Source organism: Geobacillus zalihae, assembly GCF_030414215.1.
Lineage (GTDB): Bacteria > Bacillota > Bacilli > Bacillales > Anoxybacillaceae > Geobacillus > Geobacillus zalihae.
The window spans coordinates 1,021,253-1,038,891 of sequence record NZ_CP129217.1; the positions used below are offsets into that span (position 1 = coordinate 1,021,253).

At 55.9% G+C, this 17,639-nt stretch carries 18 protein-coding genes and 1 other annotated feature; all 18 genes read left to right on the forward strand.

Features of this window, described 5'->3' with window-relative positions; all coding sequences use genetic code 11:
- Window positions 1–27 precede the first annotated feature (27 nt).
- The 18 genes from ftsZ to pyrC all read left to right on the forward strand — a co-directional run bounded on the left by ftsZ (window position 28) and on the right by pyrC (window position 17,638).
- The gene (ftsZ, locus tag QWV57_RS05310) at window positions 28–1,161 is read left to right on the forward strand and encodes a cell division protein FtsZ (protein ID WP_011230625.1); all 1,134 of its coding nucleotides are present in this window, start codon (window positions 28–30) and stop codon (window positions 1,159–1,161) included.
- 377 nt (window positions 1,162–1,538) lie between these two features.
- Entirely contained in the window at window positions 1,539–2,453 is a 915-nt protein-coding gene (gene spoIIGA / locus QWV57_RS05315; protein WP_014195377.1) for a sigma-E processing peptidase SpoIIGA, read from the forward strand.
- A gap of 52 nt (window positions 2,454–2,505) precedes the next feature.
- Entirely contained in the window at window positions 2,506–3,225 is a 720-nt protein-coding gene (gene sigE / locus QWV57_RS05320) for an RNA polymerase sporulation sigma factor SigE (RefSeq protein WP_011230627.1), read from the forward strand.
- Window positions 3,226–3,344: 119 nt separating this feature from the next.
- Window positions 3,345–4,124, forward strand: a complete 780-nt coding sequence (gene sigG, locus QWV57_RS05325; RefSeq protein WP_011230628.1) for an RNA polymerase sporulation sigma factor SigG — start codon at window positions 3,345–3,347, stop codon at window positions 4,122–4,124.
- 97 nt (window positions 4,125–4,221) lie between these two features.
- Window positions 4,222–4,464 carry a YlmC/YmxH family sporulation protein gene (locus QWV57_RS05330; RefSeq protein ID WP_025039063.1) on the forward strand — a complete coding sequence of 81 codons (243 nt, stop codon included), beginning with the start codon at window positions 4,222–4,224 and terminating at the stop codon, window positions 4,462–4,464.
- Between the two features lie 247 nt (window positions 4,465–4,711).
- Window positions 4,712–5,536, forward strand: a complete 825-nt coding sequence (gene pgeF, locus QWV57_RS05335) for a peptidoglycan editing factor PgeF (RefSeq protein WP_011230630.1) — start codon at window positions 4,712–4,714, stop codon at window positions 5,534–5,536.
- Window positions 5,533–6,207 carry a YggS family pyridoxal phosphate-dependent enzyme gene (locus tag QWV57_RS05340; protein WP_015374366.1) on the forward strand — a complete coding sequence of 225 codons (675 nt, stop codon included), beginning with the start codon at window positions 5,533–5,535 and terminating at the stop codon, window positions 6,205–6,207. Before pgeF ends, QWV57_RS05340 begins: the two co-directional genes overlap by 4 nt.
- A 13-nt stretch (window positions 6,208–6,220) precedes the next feature.
- Window positions 6,221–6,649 (forward strand): cell division protein SepF, encoded by a 429-nt coding sequence (locus QWV57_RS05345; protein ID WP_011230632.1) that lies wholly within the window; start codon window positions 6,221–6,223, stop codon window positions 6,647–6,649.
- A gap of 3 nt (window positions 6,650–6,652) precedes the next feature.
- Window positions 6,653–6,925, forward strand: a complete 273-nt coding sequence (locus tag QWV57_RS05350) for a YggT family protein (RefSeq protein WP_011230633.1) — start codon at window positions 6,653–6,655, stop codon at window positions 6,923–6,925.
- A 122-nt stretch (window positions 6,926–7,047) separates the two neighbouring features.
- Window positions 7,048–7,821 carry a YlmH family RNA-binding protein gene (locus tag QWV57_RS05355; RefSeq protein WP_015374367.1) on the forward strand — a complete coding sequence of 258 codons (774 nt, stop codon included), beginning with the start codon at window positions 7,048–7,050 and terminating at the stop codon, window positions 7,819–7,821.
- A 78-nt stretch (window positions 7,822–7,899) separates the two neighbouring features.
- A complete protein-coding gene (locus QWV57_RS05360; RefSeq protein WP_011230635.1) occupies window positions 7,900–8,412 on the forward strand; it encodes a DivIVA domain-containing protein in 513 nt (170 codons plus the stop codon).
- A 97-nt stretch (window positions 8,413–8,509) separates the two neighbouring features.
- Window positions 8,510–8,730, forward strand: a binding site (T-box leader).
- Between the two features lie 53 nt (window positions 8,731–8,783).
- Window positions 8,784–11,558, forward strand: coding sequence for an isoleucine--tRNA ligase (gene ileS, locus QWV57_RS05365; protein WP_301101074.1), 2,775 nt, complete (start codon window positions 8,784–8,786; stop codon window positions 11,556–11,558).
- An 85-nt stretch (window positions 11,559–11,643) separates the two neighbouring features.
- Window positions 11,644–12,135: a signal peptidase II gene (gene lspA, locus QWV57_RS05370; protein ID WP_301101076.1), complete on the forward strand. Its 492-nt coding sequence runs from the start codon at window positions 11,644–11,646 to the stop codon at window positions 12,133–12,135.
- Window positions 12,136–13,050, forward strand: coding sequence for an RluA family pseudouridine synthase (locus tag QWV57_RS05375; RefSeq protein WP_011230646.1), 915 nt, complete (start codon window positions 12,136–12,138; stop codon window positions 13,048–13,050).
- A 251-nt stretch (window positions 13,051–13,301) separates the two neighbouring features.
- Window positions 13,302–13,841, forward strand: coding sequence for a bifunctional pyr operon transcriptional regulator/uracil phosphoribosyltransferase PyrR (gene pyrR / locus QWV57_RS05380; RefSeq protein ID WP_301101079.1), 540 nt, complete (start codon window positions 13,302–13,304; stop codon window positions 13,839–13,841).
- Between the two features lie 156 nt (window positions 13,842–13,997).
- A complete protein-coding gene (locus QWV57_RS05385) occupies window positions 13,998–15,296 on the forward strand; it encodes a solute carrier family 23 protein (RefSeq protein ID WP_011230648.1) in 1,299 nt (432 codons plus the stop codon).
- Window positions 15,297–15,462: 166 nt separating this feature from the next.
- Complete coding sequence (locus tag QWV57_RS05390; protein ID WP_033006049.1) at window positions 15,463–16,389, forward strand: aspartate carbamoyltransferase catalytic subunit; 927 nt, start codon at window positions 15,463–15,465, stop codon at window positions 16,387–16,389.
- The gene (gene pyrC / locus QWV57_RS05395; protein WP_301101083.1) at window positions 16,352–17,638 is read left to right on the forward strand and encodes a dihydroorotase; all 1,287 of its coding nucleotides are present in this window, start codon (window positions 16,352–16,354) and stop codon (window positions 17,636–17,638) included. Before QWV57_RS05390 ends, pyrC begins: the two co-directional genes overlap by 38 nt.
- The last annotated feature ends 1 nt before the right edge of the window (window position 17,639 follow it).

The window sequence follows — 17,639 nt, forward strand, 5'->3', positions numbered from 1 at the left end:
AGATTGAAATTTTAGGAGGATTTGGCCATGTTGGAGTTTGAGACAACAGTCGATCAGTTGGCAACGATCAAGGTGATTGGAGTCGGGGGCGGCGGCAACAACGCCGTCAATCGGATGATTGAGCATGGGGTGCAAGGTGTAGAGTTTATTGCGGTCAATACGGATGCACAGGCGCTCAACTTGTCGAAGGCGCCGATCAAGCTGCAAATCGGGGCGAAGCTGACACGCGGCTTGGGCGCGGGGGCGAACCCAGAAGTTGGAAAAAAAGCAGCTGAGGAGAGCAAAGAGCAAATTGAAGAAGCGCTTCGCGGCGCCGATATGGTGTTTGTCACCGCTGGCATGGGCGGCGGCACGGGAACTGGCGCTGCCCCGGTCATCGCCCAAATTGCGCGCGAGTTAGGGGCGCTTACGGTCGGCGTTGTTACACGCCCGTTTACGTTTGAGGGGCGCAAGCGGGCGACGCAGGCCGCAAGCGGCATCGCCGCCATGAAAGAGGCGGTCGATACGCTCATCGTCATTCCGAACGACCGGTTGCTTGAGATTGTCGACAAAAATACGCCGATGCTTGAGGCGTTCCGCGAAGCGGACAATGTGCTGCGCCAAGGGGTGCAAGGCATTTCCGATTTGATCGCCGTGCCGGGGTTGATCAACCTTGACTTCGCTGATGTGAAGACGATCATGTCGAATAAAGGTTCGGCATTGATGGGGATTGGCATCGCCAGCGGCGAAAACCGAGCTGCTGAGGCAGCAAAAAAAGCCATTTCCAGCCCGCTGTTGGAGACGTCGATCGACGGCGCGCAAGGGGTGCTCATGAACATCACCGGCGGCATGAACTTAAGTTTGTACGAAGTGCAGGAGGCTGCCGATATCGTCGCTTCGGCGGCCGACCAAGAAGTGAACATGATCTTCGGCTCCGTTATTAATGAGAACTTAAAGGACGAGATCATCGTGACGGTCATTGCGACCGGATTCAACGAAAACGTCGCTTCGCAGCCGCGGCCGCCGCGCATTGGCATCGGCACTGTGCCGAAAGCGGCGCCGGCGCCAAAGCGGGAAAAGCGCGAAGAACCGATACAAGACTATGCGGCGCTCCGCTCGGGGCAAGCAGAAGATCCGCTTGACATTCCCGCTTTCTTGCGCAACCGCAACCGCCGCCGCTAGATGGCGAAACGAGGGTGTCCCAAAAGCAACGGGACACCCTTTCTTCATCACAAGATGCATGCACGAACGTGCACGAAGCACTTTGGTGAAACAATATATTGTATCTCTCTTAAAGAAAGACGATCTTTTGAGACAGCCTCGCTTTTCCGATTAGGACCAAAAACTTCTCGCGTTGGCCGCCCGCTCTCTCGCAACGAAAGGGCGAAAAAGAGAAGGCGGGCTAGGCTTTCGTGCCGGCCGATTTGATCCGCCGTGGTTCCCCCTGTTTTGACAAAACATCTCCTTTTTCACCGCCACCGATTGACAGACTTTCCCTCGCAAGGTGCTATATACTTGTTTCAGACAAAGCCGATATGGGCGGGGGAGGGGCTTGACGGTTGGTCGTCTATCTCGATGTGATTTGGCTGTTGAACGTCTGTTTTGACGCGTTGCTTCTTTGGCTGACGGCGCTCATGCTCAAGCGGCCGATCGTCTGGTGGCGTCTGTTGGCTGGGGCGTTGATCGGTTCGCTGCTTGTCATATTGCTGTTTACCCCGTTTTCCGCCATCGCCCAGCACCCGTTGGTAAAAGTAGCTGTTTCCGTGTTGATCGTGTGGGCCGCCTTCGGGTTTAAGCGCCCGCGCTATTTGCTTGAGAATATGCTGGCGTTTTACTTTGCCACGTTCGCCGTCGGCGGCGGCATGCTGGCGGTTCATTATGTTTTCGCGCACCAACTGTCCGTCCGCCAAGGAATGCTTCTCATGCATCATCCCGGAGCGGGCGATCCGGTCAGTTGGCTGTTTGTTGTCATCGGGTTTCCGGTTTTATGGCTTTTTTCTCGCCGAAGGGTGGAGGCGATTCGCGAAAAAAAACTGCGGTTTGAATATATCATTGAGGTCAAGATCGTATGGGACGGGCGGCCGCTTATGCTGCGCGGCTTGATTGACAGCGGCAACCAGCTCGTCGATCCGTTGACAAAAACGCCGGTGATGGTAGTCGAACAGGAAAAAGCAAAGGCCGTGCTTCCTGAGGAGCTACTGGGTTGTCTCAGCTCTCCCATGATGCTGGCTTCCCCGCCGGAGCGGTGGGTCCATCGCCTCCGTCTCATTCCGTACCGTGCGGTCGGCAGCGGTCCACAAATGATGGCGGCGGTTAAGCCAGACCGCATTATGCTTCGGTACGAAAACGAATGGTTGGAAGTAGCGCAAGGGCTTGTGGCGCTAAGCGCTGATCCGCTGTCGACGGATGGGGAGTACGACTGCATCGTCCATCCGAAAATGGTGCAGGCGGGAAGAAAGCTGACCGCTTCGTAGGTTTTGTTAGTATATCATACTCACTTTTGATCCGTTTAGAAGGGGGATTTTCATGAGAAAATGGAAACTTCGCTTCATGAACTGGCTGTATAAGCTTTTGGCCAAGCTTGGCCTGAAGGCGGATGAAATTTATTATATCGGAGGCAGCGAAGCCCTCCCGCCGCCGCTGACAAAAGAAGAAGAGGAGCAGCTGATTGCCAGGCTCGCCGCCGGTGATGACACGGCAAGATCGCTTTTGATCGAACGCAATTTGCGTCTTGTCGTCTACATTGCGCGCAAGTTTGAAAACACCGGCATTCACATTGAAGATTTGATCAGCATTGGAACGATCGGCCTCATTAAGGCGGTCAACACGTTCAACCCAGAGAAGAAGATCAAGCTGGCGACATACGCGTCGCGCTGCATTGAAAACGAAATTTTAATGTATTTGCGCCGCAACAACAAAGTGCGGGCGGAAGTGTCGTTTGATGAACCGCTCAATATCGACTGGGATGGCAACGAGCTGTTGCTTTCCGACGTGTTGGGAACGGATGACGACGTGATTACGAAAGATTTGGAAGCGGATGTCGACCGGCGCTTGCTCTTAAACGCCTTGCGCCAGCTGAGCGACCGCGAGAAGCAAATTATGGAATTGCGTTTTGGCCTCTCCGGCGGCGAAGAAAAGACGCAAAAAGACGTCGCTGATTTGCTCGGTATTTCGCAATCGTACATATCGCGGCTCGAGAAGCGGATCATTAAACGGTTGCGCAAAGAATTCAATAAAATGATGTAGCGGGCGGCGGGAGCGAAATTCCGCCGCTTTTTCCGCGTCGGACAGGCTGTGCATATTTTTCCCTTCCAAGGAGATACTGAAAACTGACGACTTAGCATCTCCTGATGGGAGGGAACAACTTGACGAGGAACAAAGTCGAGATTTGCGGCGTAGACACTTCGAAGCTTCCCGTCCTCAAAAATGAGGAAATGCGTGAACTGTTTCGACGGATGCATGAGGGGGATTTGGAGGCAAGAGAAAAATTAGTAAACGGCAACTTGCGCCTCGTGTTGAGCGTCATTCAGCGCTTCAACAACCGAGGCGAATTTGTCGATGATTTGTTTCAAGTCGGCTGCATCGGACTTATGAAATCGATTGATAATTTTGACCTCAATCAAAACGTGAAGTTTTCCACTTACGCCGTGCCGATGATCATCGGCGAAATCCGCCGCTATTTGCGCGACAACAACCCGATCCGCGTTTCGCGCTCGCTGCGCGACATCGCCTACAAAGCGTTGCAAGTGCGAGAGCGGCTCATGAGCGAGACGGCGAAAGAACCGTCAACCGAGGAAATTGCCAAAGAACTCGGCGTCGCCCATGAGGAAGTGGTTTTTGCCCTCGATGCCATTCAAGATCCTGTTTCGTTGTTTGAGCCGATTTACAACGACGGCGGCGACCCGATTTATGTGATGGACCAGCTGAGCGATGAGCGCAACCGCGACAGCCAATGGATCGAAGAAATCGCCTTGAAGGAAGGGCTTCGGCGGTTGAATGAGCGGGAAAAAATGATCATCCGCAAACGCTTTTTCCAAGGAAAGACGCAAATGGAAGTGGCCGAGGAAATCGGCATTTCCCAAGCGCAAGTGTCGAGGCTCGAAAAAGCGGCGATCCGGCAAATGAATAAAAACATCCAAGTGTGACAGGCTGCAGGTGCAGCCTTTTTCTTTGGCACATAACTGCACATTTGGCTTCATATAGATGAAAAAGAGGGAGAGAGGAAAGGCGGGGAGAAAAACCGTGATGAGAATTTCCGAATTTCAGACGAAAGATGTTGTCAATGTAGCCAATGGGAAGAAGCTTGGCAATATTGGGGACATTGATATTGATTTAGATACTGGAAAAATCCGCTCACTCATTATTTTAGGCGCCGGAAAGATGCTCGGGCTGTTCGGCCGCGAAGAGGCGGTCGTCATTCCATGGCAGAACATCGTCAAAATCGGAGCCGATGTTATTTTAGTCCGCCTTCATGATTCCGATTAAACGGCTGGTGCAACGATTGGCCCCGTCGCTTGCAACGCGGCAGGACGATGTTGCAGACCTTTCCGCTTTTCGTGGGCAGATCGGCTATGCCGCCAGCGCGGTTTTCGGGCGGCAATAAGGGTTGGACAATTTCTGCGGCAATGTTTCGACAAAATCATAAATAAAGGTTATCATGGACAAACAAACTATGATAAAATAGGAAAAAAAGTGATAAAAAACTACAAAAAACAGCGTGAGGTTGACGCGAATGCCGGACATTTTTCAACAAGAAGCCCGCGGCTGGCTCCGCTGCGGTGCGCCTCCGTTTGCTGGAGCCGTCGCTGGATTGACGACGAAACATGGCGGGGAGAGCAAAGGGCCGTTCGCTTCGCTGAATATGGGGCTGCACGTCGGCGACGATCGCACGGTTGTTGTCGCCAACCGCGGGCGTTTGGCGCAATGGCTCTCATTCCCGCTTGAGCGATGGGTATGTTGTGAACAAGTGCATGGCGCCGACATTCGGAAGGTGACGAAAAACGAACGGGGGAACGGAGCGCAAGATTTCGCCACGGCGGTTCCAGGGGTCGACGGGTTGTATACAGACGAAGCGGAGGTGTTGCTCGCGCTTTGTTTTGCCGATTGTGTGCCCATTTATTTTGTGGCGCCATCTGCTGGGTTAGTCGGCCTTGCTCATGCCGGGTGGCGGGGAACGGCGGGCGGCATCGCTGGTCACATGGTGCGGCTTTGGCAAACGCGCGAACACATCGCGCCGAGCGACATCTATGTTGCCATCGGACCTGCCATCGGTCCGTGCTGTTATACGGTTGACGACCGTGTCGTGGACAGTCTGCGCCCGACGCTTCCTCCGGAAAGCCCGTTGCCATGGCGGGAAACAAGCCCAGGGCAATATGCGCTCGACTTAAAGGAAGCCAATCGGCTTCAGTTGATCGCGGCTGGCGTTCCGAACAGCCATATTTATGTGTCGGAACGCTGTACAAGCTGTGAGGAAGCGTTGTTTTTTTCCCACCGCCGCGACCGCGGAACGACTGGAAGGATGTTGGCGTTTATCGGCCGAAGGGAGGAGACGGCATGACGGTGCGCGACAACTTGGCGGCCATTCGCCGAGAAATCGAGGCGGCCTGCGCTCGCGTCGGCCGCGATCCGGCCGGCGTGCGCATCGTGGCGGTCACTAAATATGTCGATGCCGAGCGGGCGATGGAGGTGCTTGACGCCGGCATTGCCGACCTCGGCGAAAACCGCTCCGACCAATTGATTGAAAAGCATGCACGGATCGGAAATCAAGCGACGTGGCATTTCATTGGGACGCTTCAGTCGCGCAAAGTCAAAGACATTATTGATAAAGTCGATTACATTCATTCACTCGACCGCTTGTCGCTCGCGAAAGAAATTGAAAAACGGGCGGTGCGGCCAGTAAAATGTTTTGTGCAAGTGAACGTGTCGGGGGAAGTGACCAAACACGGGCTCGCCCCCGAAGAAACGATTCCGTTTATTGAACAACTTCGCGCCTTTTCGCGCATCGAAGTCGTCGGATTGATGACGATGGCGCCGCACACGGACGACGAAGCGGTATTGCGCGCTTGCTTTCGCCAATTGCGGATGCTGAAGGAACGCGTTCAGGCGTTGGGAATGGCCCATGCCCCATGCACCGAACTGTCAATGGGCATGTCAAACGATTACACGATCGCCATCGAGGAAGGAGCGACGTTTGTGCGCATAGGCAGCGCGCTTGTTGGATCATTGTAGGAGGTGAAACCGGATGGGATTGATGAAAAAATTCCGTGATTATTTTTTAGAAGAAGACTACGAAGACTATGAAGAAGAATATGAGGCGCCACAGCCGGAAGAAGAGGCGCTGCCGAAGACGGCAGGCAAGGCGAACGTCGTCAGCCTGCAAAGCGTGCAAAAATCGGCGAAAGTCGTGCTTGCTGAGCCGAGGGTGTATGCGGAGGCGCAGGAGATCGCCGACCATTTGAAAAGCCGGCGCGCGGTCATCGTCAACTTGCAGCGCATCCAGCATGAGCAGGCGAAGCGGATCGTCGACTTTTTAAGCGGCACGGTGTACGCCATTGGCGGCGACATTCAGCAAGTCGGCACAAAAATTTTTTTATGCACCCCGGAAAACGTCGACGTCAGCGGCTCGATTTCGCTCGACGGCGAGGATGACAGACCGATGAAGAGGTGGTAGCCGTTGGATTATGTACTCACGTTTTTGACGACAGTGATTCAAGTGTACTCGTATGCGCTGATCATTTATATTTTAATGTCGTGGTTTCCCAATGCGCGCGAAACGCGGTTTGGACAGATGCTTGCCGCCATTTGCGAGCCGTATTTGGAGCCGTTTCGGCGCGTCATTCCGCCGCTTGGCATCATTGACGTCTCCCCAATCGTCGCGTTTATCGTTCTTGAATTCGCGACGAGAGGGCTTCATGCCCTATTCGACATTCTTCAGTCGCAGTTTTAGCTTCGTTTTGCGCGCACGGCGCCGCCGCTCTCCGTCCGGCAGGCAAAAAGGCGGAAGGGCGGAACTCGCAGAGAGGAATCCGTTGTGGGTTCCTTTCTTCCATGAAAGCAAGGTGACGTCGAGTGGAGCTGTATCAGCATTTTCGCAAAGAGGAACATCCGTTCATTGATCAAGTGCTCGAGTGGAAGGAGATGGTGAGCCGTCAGTACGCTCCGAAGCTGACCGATTTTCTCGATCCGCGTGAGCAGCAAATCGTGCAAAGCATCACGGGCGGCGATGGAGACGTGCGCGTGTTTTTTTTCGGAGGCGCCCCGTTTGTCGAGCGGAAGCGGGCGTTTCTCGCTCCGCCGTATATCGACCCTGAGGAAGAGGATTATGGCATTGTGCTGTTTGCCGTCCGCTATCCGGCGAAATTCGTTTCCCTTGAACATCGCGACGTGTTGGGGGCGCTGATGTCGCTTGGCTTGCGGCGCGGCAAGTTTGGCGATATTCTCGTTCGGGATGGGGAAATTCAGTTTTTTGTTGCTGCTGAGGTCGCCGACTACGTCCGCTTGCATATCGAAATGATCGGCAAAGCCCGGGTGGCGTTGGAGCCGCTGCCGCTGTCGGCTGCCATGCCGCTTGCCGAAACGTGGGAGGAAGGAACGGTCACGGTGTCTTCTCTAAGGCTCGATGCTGTGCTCGCTCAGGCGTTTCGCCTTGCGCGCGAGAAAGCGCGTGCGCTTGTTGAAAGCGGGCTCGTCAAAGTGAACTGGAAGGTGGTGGACAAGCCGGATTTCCTCTGCGGACCGGGCGATGTCCTGTCGGCGCGCGGTTTTGGCCGCTGCAAGCTGTTTTCGGTGGAAGGGCCGACGAAAAAAGAGCGCTGGCTCGTTCAGATCGGCCGACAAAAATAAGCAAATGACGGCAGGAAATCGGCAAACCGTGTCGAATGAAAGTGAAGAAAAGGAATGATGGAGACGGAGGTGGCCGTTGTGCCGTTGACGCCATTGGATATTCACAACAAGGAATTCAGCCGCGGGTTTCGCGGGTACGATGAAGACGAAGTGAACGAGTTCCTCGATCAAGTCATTAAAGACTATGAAATGCTCATCCGTGAAAAAAAGCAGCTGGAAGAGAAAGTGGCCGAACTGACGGAAAAGCTGAACTACTTTGCGAACATTGAGGAGACGCTCAACAAGTCGATTCTTGTTGCTCAAGAAGCAGCGGAAGAAGTGAAGCGGAATGCGCAAAAAGAGGCGAAGCTGATCATTAAAGAGGCGGAAAAAAACGCCGAGCGCATCATCAGCGATGCATTGGCGAAATCGCGGAAAATCGCCCTCGAGATCGAGGAGCTGAAGCGGCAGTCGAAAGTGTTCCGCGCCCGTTTCCGCATGCTTGTCGAGGCCCAGCTTGATATGATCAACAGCCGCGATTGGGACGAGTTGATGGAGTATGAGGCGCCGGATTTGGAAGAAGGGGCGAGAGAACCGCTGTCACAGCCTTGACGAACCGAAGACGTTTCGGTTATAATAATTGGCAAAAATCGCCGCATCAGCCGCCGTGGGAGGCGGTTGGCTTTTTTCAGGATGAATAGCGAAATAGCCATCGACGATGAAAGGGACAGTAGCTCTTGTACGACCGGTCGCAGCGAGCCGGGGATGGTGGAAGCCTGGCATCGGCGCAAGAGTGAACATCACCCTGGAGTTCCATGCCGAACATCAAGTAGGCCATGGCGCGTCATTCCCGTTACGAATGAAAAGTGGGCTGTGCGTCGTTTGCATGGCCAAGAAGGGTGGTACCGCGAGACCGTTCTCGTCCCTTGCCGGGGGAGAACGGTTTTTTTATTTGGAATCTATCGTTCGAAGGAGGAGCAAGGATGGATTACAAAGAAACGCTGCTTATGCCGCAAACCGAGTTCCCGATGCGCGGCAACTTGCCGAAGCGGGAGCCGGAAATGCAAAAAAAATGGGAGGAAATGGACATTTACCGGAAAGTGCAGGAGCGGACGAAAGGACGGCCGCTGTTTGTCCTGCATGACGGCCCGCCGTATGCCAACGGCGACATTCATATGGGCCATGCGCTGAACAAAATTTTAAAAGATATCATCGTCCGCTACAAATCGATGAACGGCTATTGCGCGCCGTACGTGCCGGGCTGGGATACGCACGGACTGCCGATCGAAACGGCGCTCGCGAAGCAAGGCGTCGACCGCAAATCGATGAGCGTCGCCGAGTTCCGCAAGCGGTGCGAGCAATACGCGTATGAACAAATCGACAACCAGCGCCGGCAGTTCAAGCGGCTCGGTGTGCGCGGCGACTGGGACAACCCGTACATTACGCTCAAACCGGAGTACGAAGCCCAGCAAATTAAAGTATTTGGCGAAATGGCGAAAAAAGGGCTCATCTACAAAGGGTTGAAGCCGGTCTATTGGTCCCCGTCAAGCGAATCGGCGCTCGCCGAAGCGGAAATCGAATATAAAGACAAGCGTTCGCCGTCGATTTATGTCGCCTTCCCGGTGAAAGAAGGCAAAGGCGTGCTTGAGGGCGATGAGCGAATCGTCATTTGGACGACGACGCCGTGGACGATTCCGGCGAACTTGGCGATCGCGGTTCATCCGGATTTGGATTACCATGTTGTCGATGTCGGCGGAAAACGGTATGTCGTCGCCGCCGCCTTGGCGGAATCGGTGGCGAAAGAAATCGGTTGGGACGCATGGTCGGTCGTCAAAACGGTCAAAGGAAAAGAGCTTGAATACGTCGTGGCGAGACATCCGTTTTATGAGCGCGACTCGCTTGTTGTGTGCGGCGAACACGTCACGACCGACGCCGGCACGGGCTGCGTCCATACGGCGCCGGGCCACGGGGAAGACGACTTTCTCGTTGGGCAAAAATATGGGCTTCCGGTCCTTTGTCCGGTTGATGAACGCGGCTACATGACCGAGGAAGCGCCGGGATTTGAGGGGATGTTTTACGAAGACGCCAACAAGGCGATTACACAGAAGCTTGAGGAAGTCGGCGCTTTGTTGAAGCTTGGGTTTATCACCCACTCGTATCCGCACGACTGGCGGACAAAGCAGCCGACGATTTTCCGGGCGACAACGCAATGGTTTGCATCGATCGATAAAATCCGCAGCGAGCTGCTTCAAGCGATTAAGGAAACGAAATGGATTCCGGAGTGGGGGGAAATCCGCATCCACAACATGGTGCGCGACCGCGGCGACTGGTGCATTTCCCGCCAACGCGCCTGGGGCGTGCCGATTCCGGTCTTTTACGGCGAAAACGGCGAACCGATCATCACCGATGAGACGATTGAGCATGTGTCGAACTTGTTCCGCCAATACGGGTCGAACGTCTGGTTTGAGCGCGAGGCGAAAGACTTGCTGCCGGAAGGATTCACCCATCCGTCGAGCCCGAACGGCATCTTTACGAAAGAAACGGACATTATGGATGTCTGGTTTGACTCCGGTTCGTCGCACCAAGCCGTGCTCGTTGAACGCGACGATCTCGTGCGTCCGGCTGATTTGTACTTGGAAGGGTCCGACCAATACCGCGGTTGGTTCAACTCATCGCTGTCCACCGCCGTTGCCGTCACCGGCAAAGCGCCGTATAAAGGCGTGTTGAGCCACGGCTTTGTCTTGGACGGCGAAGGGCGGAAAATGAGCAAGTCGCTCGGCAACGTCGTCGTGCCGGCGAAAGTGATGGAACAGTTCGGCGCCGACATTTTGCGGCTTTGGGTCTCGTCAGTCGACTACCAAGCGGACGTGCGCATCTCCGATCATATTTTAAAACAAGTGTCCGAAGTGTACCGGAAAATCCGCAACACGTTCCGGTTTATGCTCGGCAACTTGTTCGATTTTGACCCGAACCAAAACGCCGTGCCGATTGGGGAGCTTGGCGAAGTCGACCGCTATATGCTGGCGAAGTTGAACAAGCTGATCGCCAAAGTGAAAAAGGCCTATGACCGCTACGATTTCGCCGCGGTTTACCATGAGATGAACCATTTCTGCACCGTCGAGCTGAGCGCGTTTTACTTGGATATGGCGAAAGACATTTTATACATCGAAGCGGCCGACTCACGCGCCCGCCGCGCCGTGCAGACGGTGCTGTATGAAACGGTCGTCGCGTTGGCGAAGCTCATCGCGCCGATTTTGCCGCATACCGCCGATGAAGTGTGGGAGCATATCCCGAACCGAAAAGAAAACGTCGAAAGCGTCCAGCTCACCGATATGCCGGAGCCGATCGCGATCGACGGCGAAGAAGCGCTGCTGGCGAAATGGGATGCGTTTATGGACGTGCGCGATGATATATTAAAAGCGCTCGAGAACGCCCGCAATGAAAAAGTGATCGGCAAATCGCTGACCGCGAGTGTCACGATCTATCCGAAAGACGAGGCGCGGAAGCTGTTGGCGTCGCTGGACGCTGATTTGCGCCAGCTTCTCATCGTTTCCGCCTTTTCGATCGCCGATGAGCCGTATGACGCCGCGCCGGCCGAAGCCGAGCGGCTCGACCACGTGGCCGTCCTCGTCCGCCCGGCGGAAGGCGAGACGTGCGAGCGGTGCTGGACGGTGACTCCAGCTGTCGGACAAGATCCGTCCCACCCGACGCTTTGCCCGCGCTGCGCGCACATTGTGAACGAACATTATTCCGCATAACGAAAAGCGGCAAGGCTGCCTTGGGGCGGCCTTGCCGCTTCATTTGTTTGCCATGGCGAATTATGCTACAATGCAAAAAGGATGAATGAGAAGGACAGGGGGACTTGGCACGGTGGCATACTATTGGATTGCAGCGGCGGTCGTCATCCTCGACCAATGGACGAAATGGCTTGTCGTCCGCTATATGCGGCTTGGGGAAAGCATCCCGATCATTGACAATGTGCTTTACATTACGTCGCACCGCAACCGCGGCGCGGCGTGGGGCATGCTCGAAGGGCAGTTTTGGCTCTTTTATTTGATTACGGTTATTGTCGTGGCGGCGATCGTGATCTACATCCGCCGCCTGAAGCCTTCTGAACGCCTGGCGGGCGTAGGGCTTGGGCTGATGCTCGGCGGGGCGGTCGGCAACTTTATCGACCGTGTGTTCCGGAAAGAAGTGGTCGACTTTATTCATACGTACATCGGCACGTACAGTTTTCCGGTGTTCAATGTCGCCGATTCGGCGTTGACGGTCGGCGTCATCTTGCTGTTTGTCCATATGTTTTTTTTCGCGACACCAGAGAAAGGGAATGAGTAGATGGACACGATCACGTTTCACATCGAAGACGAATATGACGGCGAACGAATTGATAAAGTGATCGCGGCGTTAAATGAGGAATGGTCGCGTTCGCAAGTGCAGCAATGGATCAAAAACGGGCTTGTGACCGTGAACGGCCAGACGGTGAAAGCGAACTACAAATGCGAGGCGGGCGACTCGGTCGCCGTTTCGCCTCCTGAGCCGGAGCCGCTTCATGTCGAGCCGGAGCCGATTCCGCTGGACATTTATTATGAGGATGAGGATGTCCTTGTCGTCAACAAGCCGCGCGGCATGGTCGTCCATCCGGCGCCCGGGCATATGCGCGGCACGCTTGTGAACGCGCTTCTTGCCCATTGCCGCGACCTGTCTGGGATCAACGGCGTGCTTCGCCCCGGCATCGTCCATCGGATTGACAAAGACACATCAGGACTATTGATGGTGGCGAAAAACGACGCCGCCCACCGCTCGCTCGTCGAGCAGCTGGTGAACAAAACGGTGACGCGCCGCTACAAGGCGATCGTCCACGGCGTCATTCCGCACGATTATGGCACGATCGATGCCCCGATCGGCCGCGACAAGCGCGATCGAAAGAAAATGGCCGTTACCGAGGAAAACGGCAAGGAAGCCGTCACCCATTTCCGCGTGCTCGAGCGGTTTCGCCATTATACGTATGTGGAGTGCCAGCTGGAAACGGGGCGGACGCACCAAATTCGCGTCCATATGAAATACATCGGCTACCCGCTCGCTGGCGACCCGCAATACGGGCCGAAAAAAACGCTCGCCATCGACGGCCAGGCGCTGCACGCCGGGGTGCTCGGCTTCCGTCATCCAAGAAGCGGCGAGTATTTGGAATTCGAAGCGCCGCTGCCGCCGGAGTTTGCCGAGCTGCTTGATTGGCTGCGAAAAAACGATTGACAAACGAACACGCCCCCCTTTACAATGAAAACAGGTGAACAGGAACCTTTAAGTTCAGTCCTGTGAGGCTGAAAAGGGGTCGGAATGACAAAGAAGGGCGATGTATGCCCATCTTGTTTGGCGATAAGCGCGCCATGCCCCCGCTTCACAGGCGGGGGATTTTTTTATGAAAACAGGCGAACGTCCTCTGTTGGCGGGCCGCCTGTGGGAACGCGCTCGCTGCGTGCATGCGCTGTTAGGAGGTGGACGGAATGCAAAAGGCGGTCGTGATGGACGAACAGGCGATTCGCCGCGCTTTGACGCGCATCGCCCACGAAATCATCGAACGAAACAAAGGCATTGAGAATTGCGTATTGGTCGGCATTAAAACGCGCGGCATTTACTTGGCGCGCCGTTTGGCGGAGCGGATCGAGCAAATCGAAGGGGCGTCCGTTCCCGTCGGTGAGCTTGACATCACCTTGTACCGCGACGATTTGACCGTGAAGACGGATGACCATGAACCGCTTGTGAAAGGAACGAACGTGCCGTTTCCGGTGACCGAGCGGAATGTCATTTTAGTTGATGATGTGCTCTTTACCGGCCGGACGGTGCGGGCGGCGATGGATGCGGTCATGGATTTGGGCCGCCCGGCGCGCATCCAGCTCGCCGTGCTTGTTGACCGCGGCCACAGGGAACTCCCGATCCGCGCTGATTTCGTCGGCAAAAACGTGCCGACCTCCCGTTCGGAACTGATCGTCGTGGAGCTTTCCGAAGTGGACGGCGTTGACCAAGTGTCGATTCATGAAAAATAAAGCAGCTCCCTTTTAAGCGCAGTCCCGTGAGGCTGCAAAAGGGGCGGAATCGTTTCGGCTGTTTCTGCACCCTCTTTGCGCCTTCATGGGCAAAGAGGGTGTTTTTGTGCACACTAAAAAACAAGTTGGCTCATTTTCCAAAAGGAGTGACGAAAGATGAACAAACCGGTGTTGGACATTCAAGACCGCCCGACCGTTGGGCAATGGATCACGCTAAGCCTTCAGCATTTATTCGCCATGTTCGGGGCGACGATTTTAGTGCCGTACTTAGTCGGGTTGGATCCGTCGATCGCCTTGCTGACAAGCGGGCTTGGAACATTGGCGTTTTTGCTCATTACGAAATGGCAAGTGCCGGCGTATCTTGGCTCGTCGTTCGCCTACATCGCGCCGATCATCGCGGCGAAAACGGCTGGCGGCCCGGGAGCGGCCATGATCGGCAGCTTCCTCGCCGGATTGGTGTACGGGGTTGTCGCCCTCATCATTAAAAAAGCCGGCTACCGCTGGGTGATGAAACTGTTGCCGCCGGTTGTGGTCGGCCCGGTCATCATCGTCATCGGCCTCGGCTTGGCCGGGACGGCGGTCGGGATGGCGATGAACGGCCCGGACGGCAAATACAGCTTGCTCCATTTCTCGGTGGCGCTCGTGACGCTCGCGGCCACGATCGTCTGCTCCGTGCTCGCGCGCGGCATGTTGAGCTTGATTCCGGTGCTTGTCGGCATTGTCGTCGGCTATCTCTACGCGTTGGCGGTCGGGCTCGTCGATTTGTCGAAAGTGGCGGCGGCGAAATGGTTCGAATGGCCGGATTTCTTGATCCCGTTTGCCGATTATCCGGTGCGCGTCACATGGGAGATCGTGATGCTCATGGTGCCGGTGGCGATCGTCACCTTGTCCGAGCATATCGGCCACCAGCTCGTCTTAAGCAAAGTCGTCGGCCGCGACCTCATTCAAAAACCGGGGCTGCACCGCTCGATTTTAGGGGACGGAACGGCGACGATGATTTCCGCCTTGCTTGGCGGTCCGCCGAAAACGACGTACGGGGAAAACATCGGTGTGCTGGCGATCACCCGCGTCTACAGTGTCTACGTGCTGGCCGGCGCGGCGGTCATCGCGATCGCTTTCGGCTTCGTCGGCAAAATCACGGCGCTGATCAGCTCGATTCCGACGCCGGTCATGGGCGGTGTGTCGATCTTGCTGTTTGGCATCATCGCCTCGTCCGGACTGCGCATGTTGATCGACAGCCGCGTCGATTTCGGCCAGACGCGCAATTTAGTCATCGCCTCGGTCATCTTGGTCATCGGCATCGGCGGAGCGGTGCTGAAAATCAGCGACAGCTTCCAAATTACCGGGATGGCGCTCTCGGCCATTGTCGGCGTCCTCCTCAACTTGATTTTGCCGGGGCGTCCACAAGCCGCGGAAAACCTATTTGAAGAAAACCAGAGCGACCATGTCGCCTAATAGGAGAAAGCACCTTTTAATTAAGTCCCGCGAGGCTTAAAAAGGTGTGAAAACAGGCGCATCCAGGGCCGGAGTGCACCTTCTCCGGTTCTGCCATGCGCTGATCGTCACACCTTGCCCAGCCGGCAAGGTGTTTTTTTGCAAAAAAAGAAAGGGAGAGAGGCCAATGACCCATCTTTTTACATTGAGCGAACTGCCGCTTTCCGACATCACCCGGCTGCTTGATGAAGCGGAAGCGTTCCGCCGCGGCCGCGCTTGGCGCCCGGCCGCGCCGATGTATGTCGCCAATTTGTTTTTCGAACCGAGCACGCGCACGAAATGCAGCTTCGAGATGGCGGAACGGAAGCTTGGGCTTCATGTCATCCCGTTTGACCCGGAACGCTCGAGCGTGCAAAAAGGGGAGACGCTGTACGATACGGTCAAGACGCTTGAGGCGATCGGCGTCGACGCCGTTGTCATCCGCCACCACGAAGATGCGTATTTCGAAGCGCTCCGCCATGCGGTCGGCATCCCGGTCATCAACGCCGGCGACGGCTGCGGGCATCATCCGACCCAGTCGCTCTTGGACTTATTGACGATTCGCCAAGAGTTTGGCGCTTTCACTGGCTTGACGGTGGCGATTATCGGCGACATCCGCCACAGCCGCGTCGCCCGCTCGAATGCGGAAGTGTTGACACGATTGGGCGCGAACGTCCTGTTTTCCGGACCGGAAGAGTGGAAAGACGAAACGAATCCGCACGGGACGTACGTCGAACTCGATGAGGCCATCGCCTGCGCCGATGTCGTGATGCTGTTGCGCATCCAACATGAACGCCATGCGGAAACGATGGGGCTGACGAAAGAAGAGTACCATGCGCGGTACGGGCTGACGCTTGAGCGGGCGCGGCGGATGAAACCAGGGGCTGTCATTTTGCATCCAGCGCCGGTCAACCGCGGGGTCGAAATCGCCAGCGAACTCGTCGAAGCGAAGGCATCGCGCATTTTTAAACAAATGGAAAACGGCGTCTACGTGCGGATGGCGGTCTTAAAACGGGCAATGGAAGGGAGAATGGAGCATGGGCGTATGGCTGAAAAATGGCATGTCGTTCAATAAAGATGGGGAATTGGTGCGGACACATCTCAAAATCGAACACGGAACCATTGCAGCGATCCTCTATGAACAGCCGCTGGAAGCGAATGAGGAGGACGTGATCGACGTCGGCGGCCGTCTCATCGTTCCTGGCCTGATCGACTTGCACGTTCATTTGCGCGAACCGGGCGGCGAAGCGAAAGAAACGATTGAGACAGGCACGCTCGCCGCGGCGAAAGGCGGCTTTACGACCGTTGCCGCCATGCCGAACACCAACCCGGTGCCGGACCGGAAAGAGCAGATGGAACGGCTGCAAGCCCGCATCCGCGAAACGGCGCTCGTCAACGTGCTTCCGTACGCGGCGATCACGATCGGGCAAAAAGGGGAAGAGCTGACCGATTTTGCGGCGCTCAAAGAAGCGGGAGCGTTCGCATTCACGGATGACGGCGTCGGCGTCCAGTCGGCCGGGATGATGTTTGAAGCGATGAAACAGGCGGCGGCGCTCGATATGGCGATCGTCGCCCATTGCGAGGACGACACGCTGACAAACGGCGGCGCGGTGCATGACGGCGAGTTCGCCCGGCGCTATGGACTTCGCGGCATTCCATCCGTCTGCGAGGCGGTGCACATCGCCCGCGACGTCTTGCTTGCCGAGGCAGCCGGATGCCATTATCACGTCTGCCATATCAGCACGAAAGAATCGGTGCGCGTCGTCCGCGACGCGAAGCGGGCCGGCATCCGCGTCACCGCCGAAGTGACGCCGCACCATCTGCTCTTGTGCGATGAAGACATTCCGGGGCTTGATGCGAACTACAAAATGAACCCGCCGCTGCGCAGCCGAGAGGACCGTGACGCATTAATTGAAGGACTGCTCGACGGCACGATCGACTTTATCGCCACCGACCACGCGCCGCATACAGCCGCGGAAAAAGCGAAAGGCATCGAGGCGGCGCCGTTTGGCATCGTTGGGCTCGAAACGGCGTTTCCGCTCTTATATACCCATTTCGTCAAAACAGGCGTGTTTACATTAAAGCAGCTTGTCGATTGGCTGACGATCAAGCCGGCGCAATGTTTTGGCCTCAAGGCCGGGCGGCTTGCCGTCGGGGCGCCGGCGGATATTGCGGTCATTGATTTGGAAACAGAAGAAGCGATTGATCCCGAGACGTTCGCGTCCAAAGGGAAAAATACGCCGTTTGCCAGCTGGGTGTGCCAAGGCTGGCCGGTGATGACGTTCGTTGGCGGAACACTCGTATGGGAGAAAGGAAGGGCGTAAA

Bases quoted from the DNA above. Each gene is read 5' to 3' on its own strand.
- QWV57_RS05345 (WP_011230632.1), top strand. From the start codon at position 6,221: ATGGGATTGATGAAAAAATTCCGTGATTATTTTTTAGAAGAAGACTAC.
- QWV57_RS05385 (WP_011230648.1), top strand. From the start codon at position 13,998: ATGAACAAACCGGTGTTGGACATTCAAGACCGCCCGACCGTTGGGCAA.
- lspA (WP_301101076.1), top strand. From the start codon at position 11,644: ATGAGAAGGACAGGGGGACTTGGCACGGTGGCATACTATTGGATTGCA.
- sigE (WP_011230627.1), top strand. From the start codon at position 2,506: ATGAGAAAATGGAAACTTCGCTTCATGAACTGGCTGTATAAGCTTTTG.
- pyrR (WP_301101079.1), top strand. From the start codon at position 13,302: ATGCAAAAGGCGGTCGTGATGGACGAACAGGCGATTCGCCGCGCTTTG.
- ileS (WP_301101074.1), top strand. From the start codon at position 8,784: ATGGATTACAAAGAAACGCTGCTTATGCCGCAAACCGAGTTCCCGATG.
- pyrC (WP_301101083.1), top strand. From the start codon at position 16,352: ATGGGCGTATGGCTGAAAAATGGCATGTCGTTCAATAAAGATGGGGAA.
- ftsZ (WP_011230625.1), top strand. From the start codon at position 28: ATGTTGGAGTTTGAGACAACAGTCGATCAGTTGGCAACGATCAAGGTG.
- pgeF (WP_011230630.1), top strand. From the start codon at position 4,712: ATGCCGGACATTTTTCAACAAGAAGCCCGCGGCTGGCTCCGCTGCGGT.
- QWV57_RS05340 (WP_015374366.1), top strand. From the start codon at position 5,533: ATGACGGTGCGCGACAACTTGGCGGCCATTCGCCGAGAAATCGAGGCG.
- QWV57_RS05390 (WP_033006049.1), top strand. From the start codon at position 15,463: ATGACCCATCTTTTTACATTGAGCGAACTGCCGCTTTCCGACATCACC.
- QWV57_RS05375 (WP_011230646.1), top strand. From the start codon at position 12,136: ATGGACACGATCACGTTTCACATCGAAGACGAATATGACGGCGAACGA.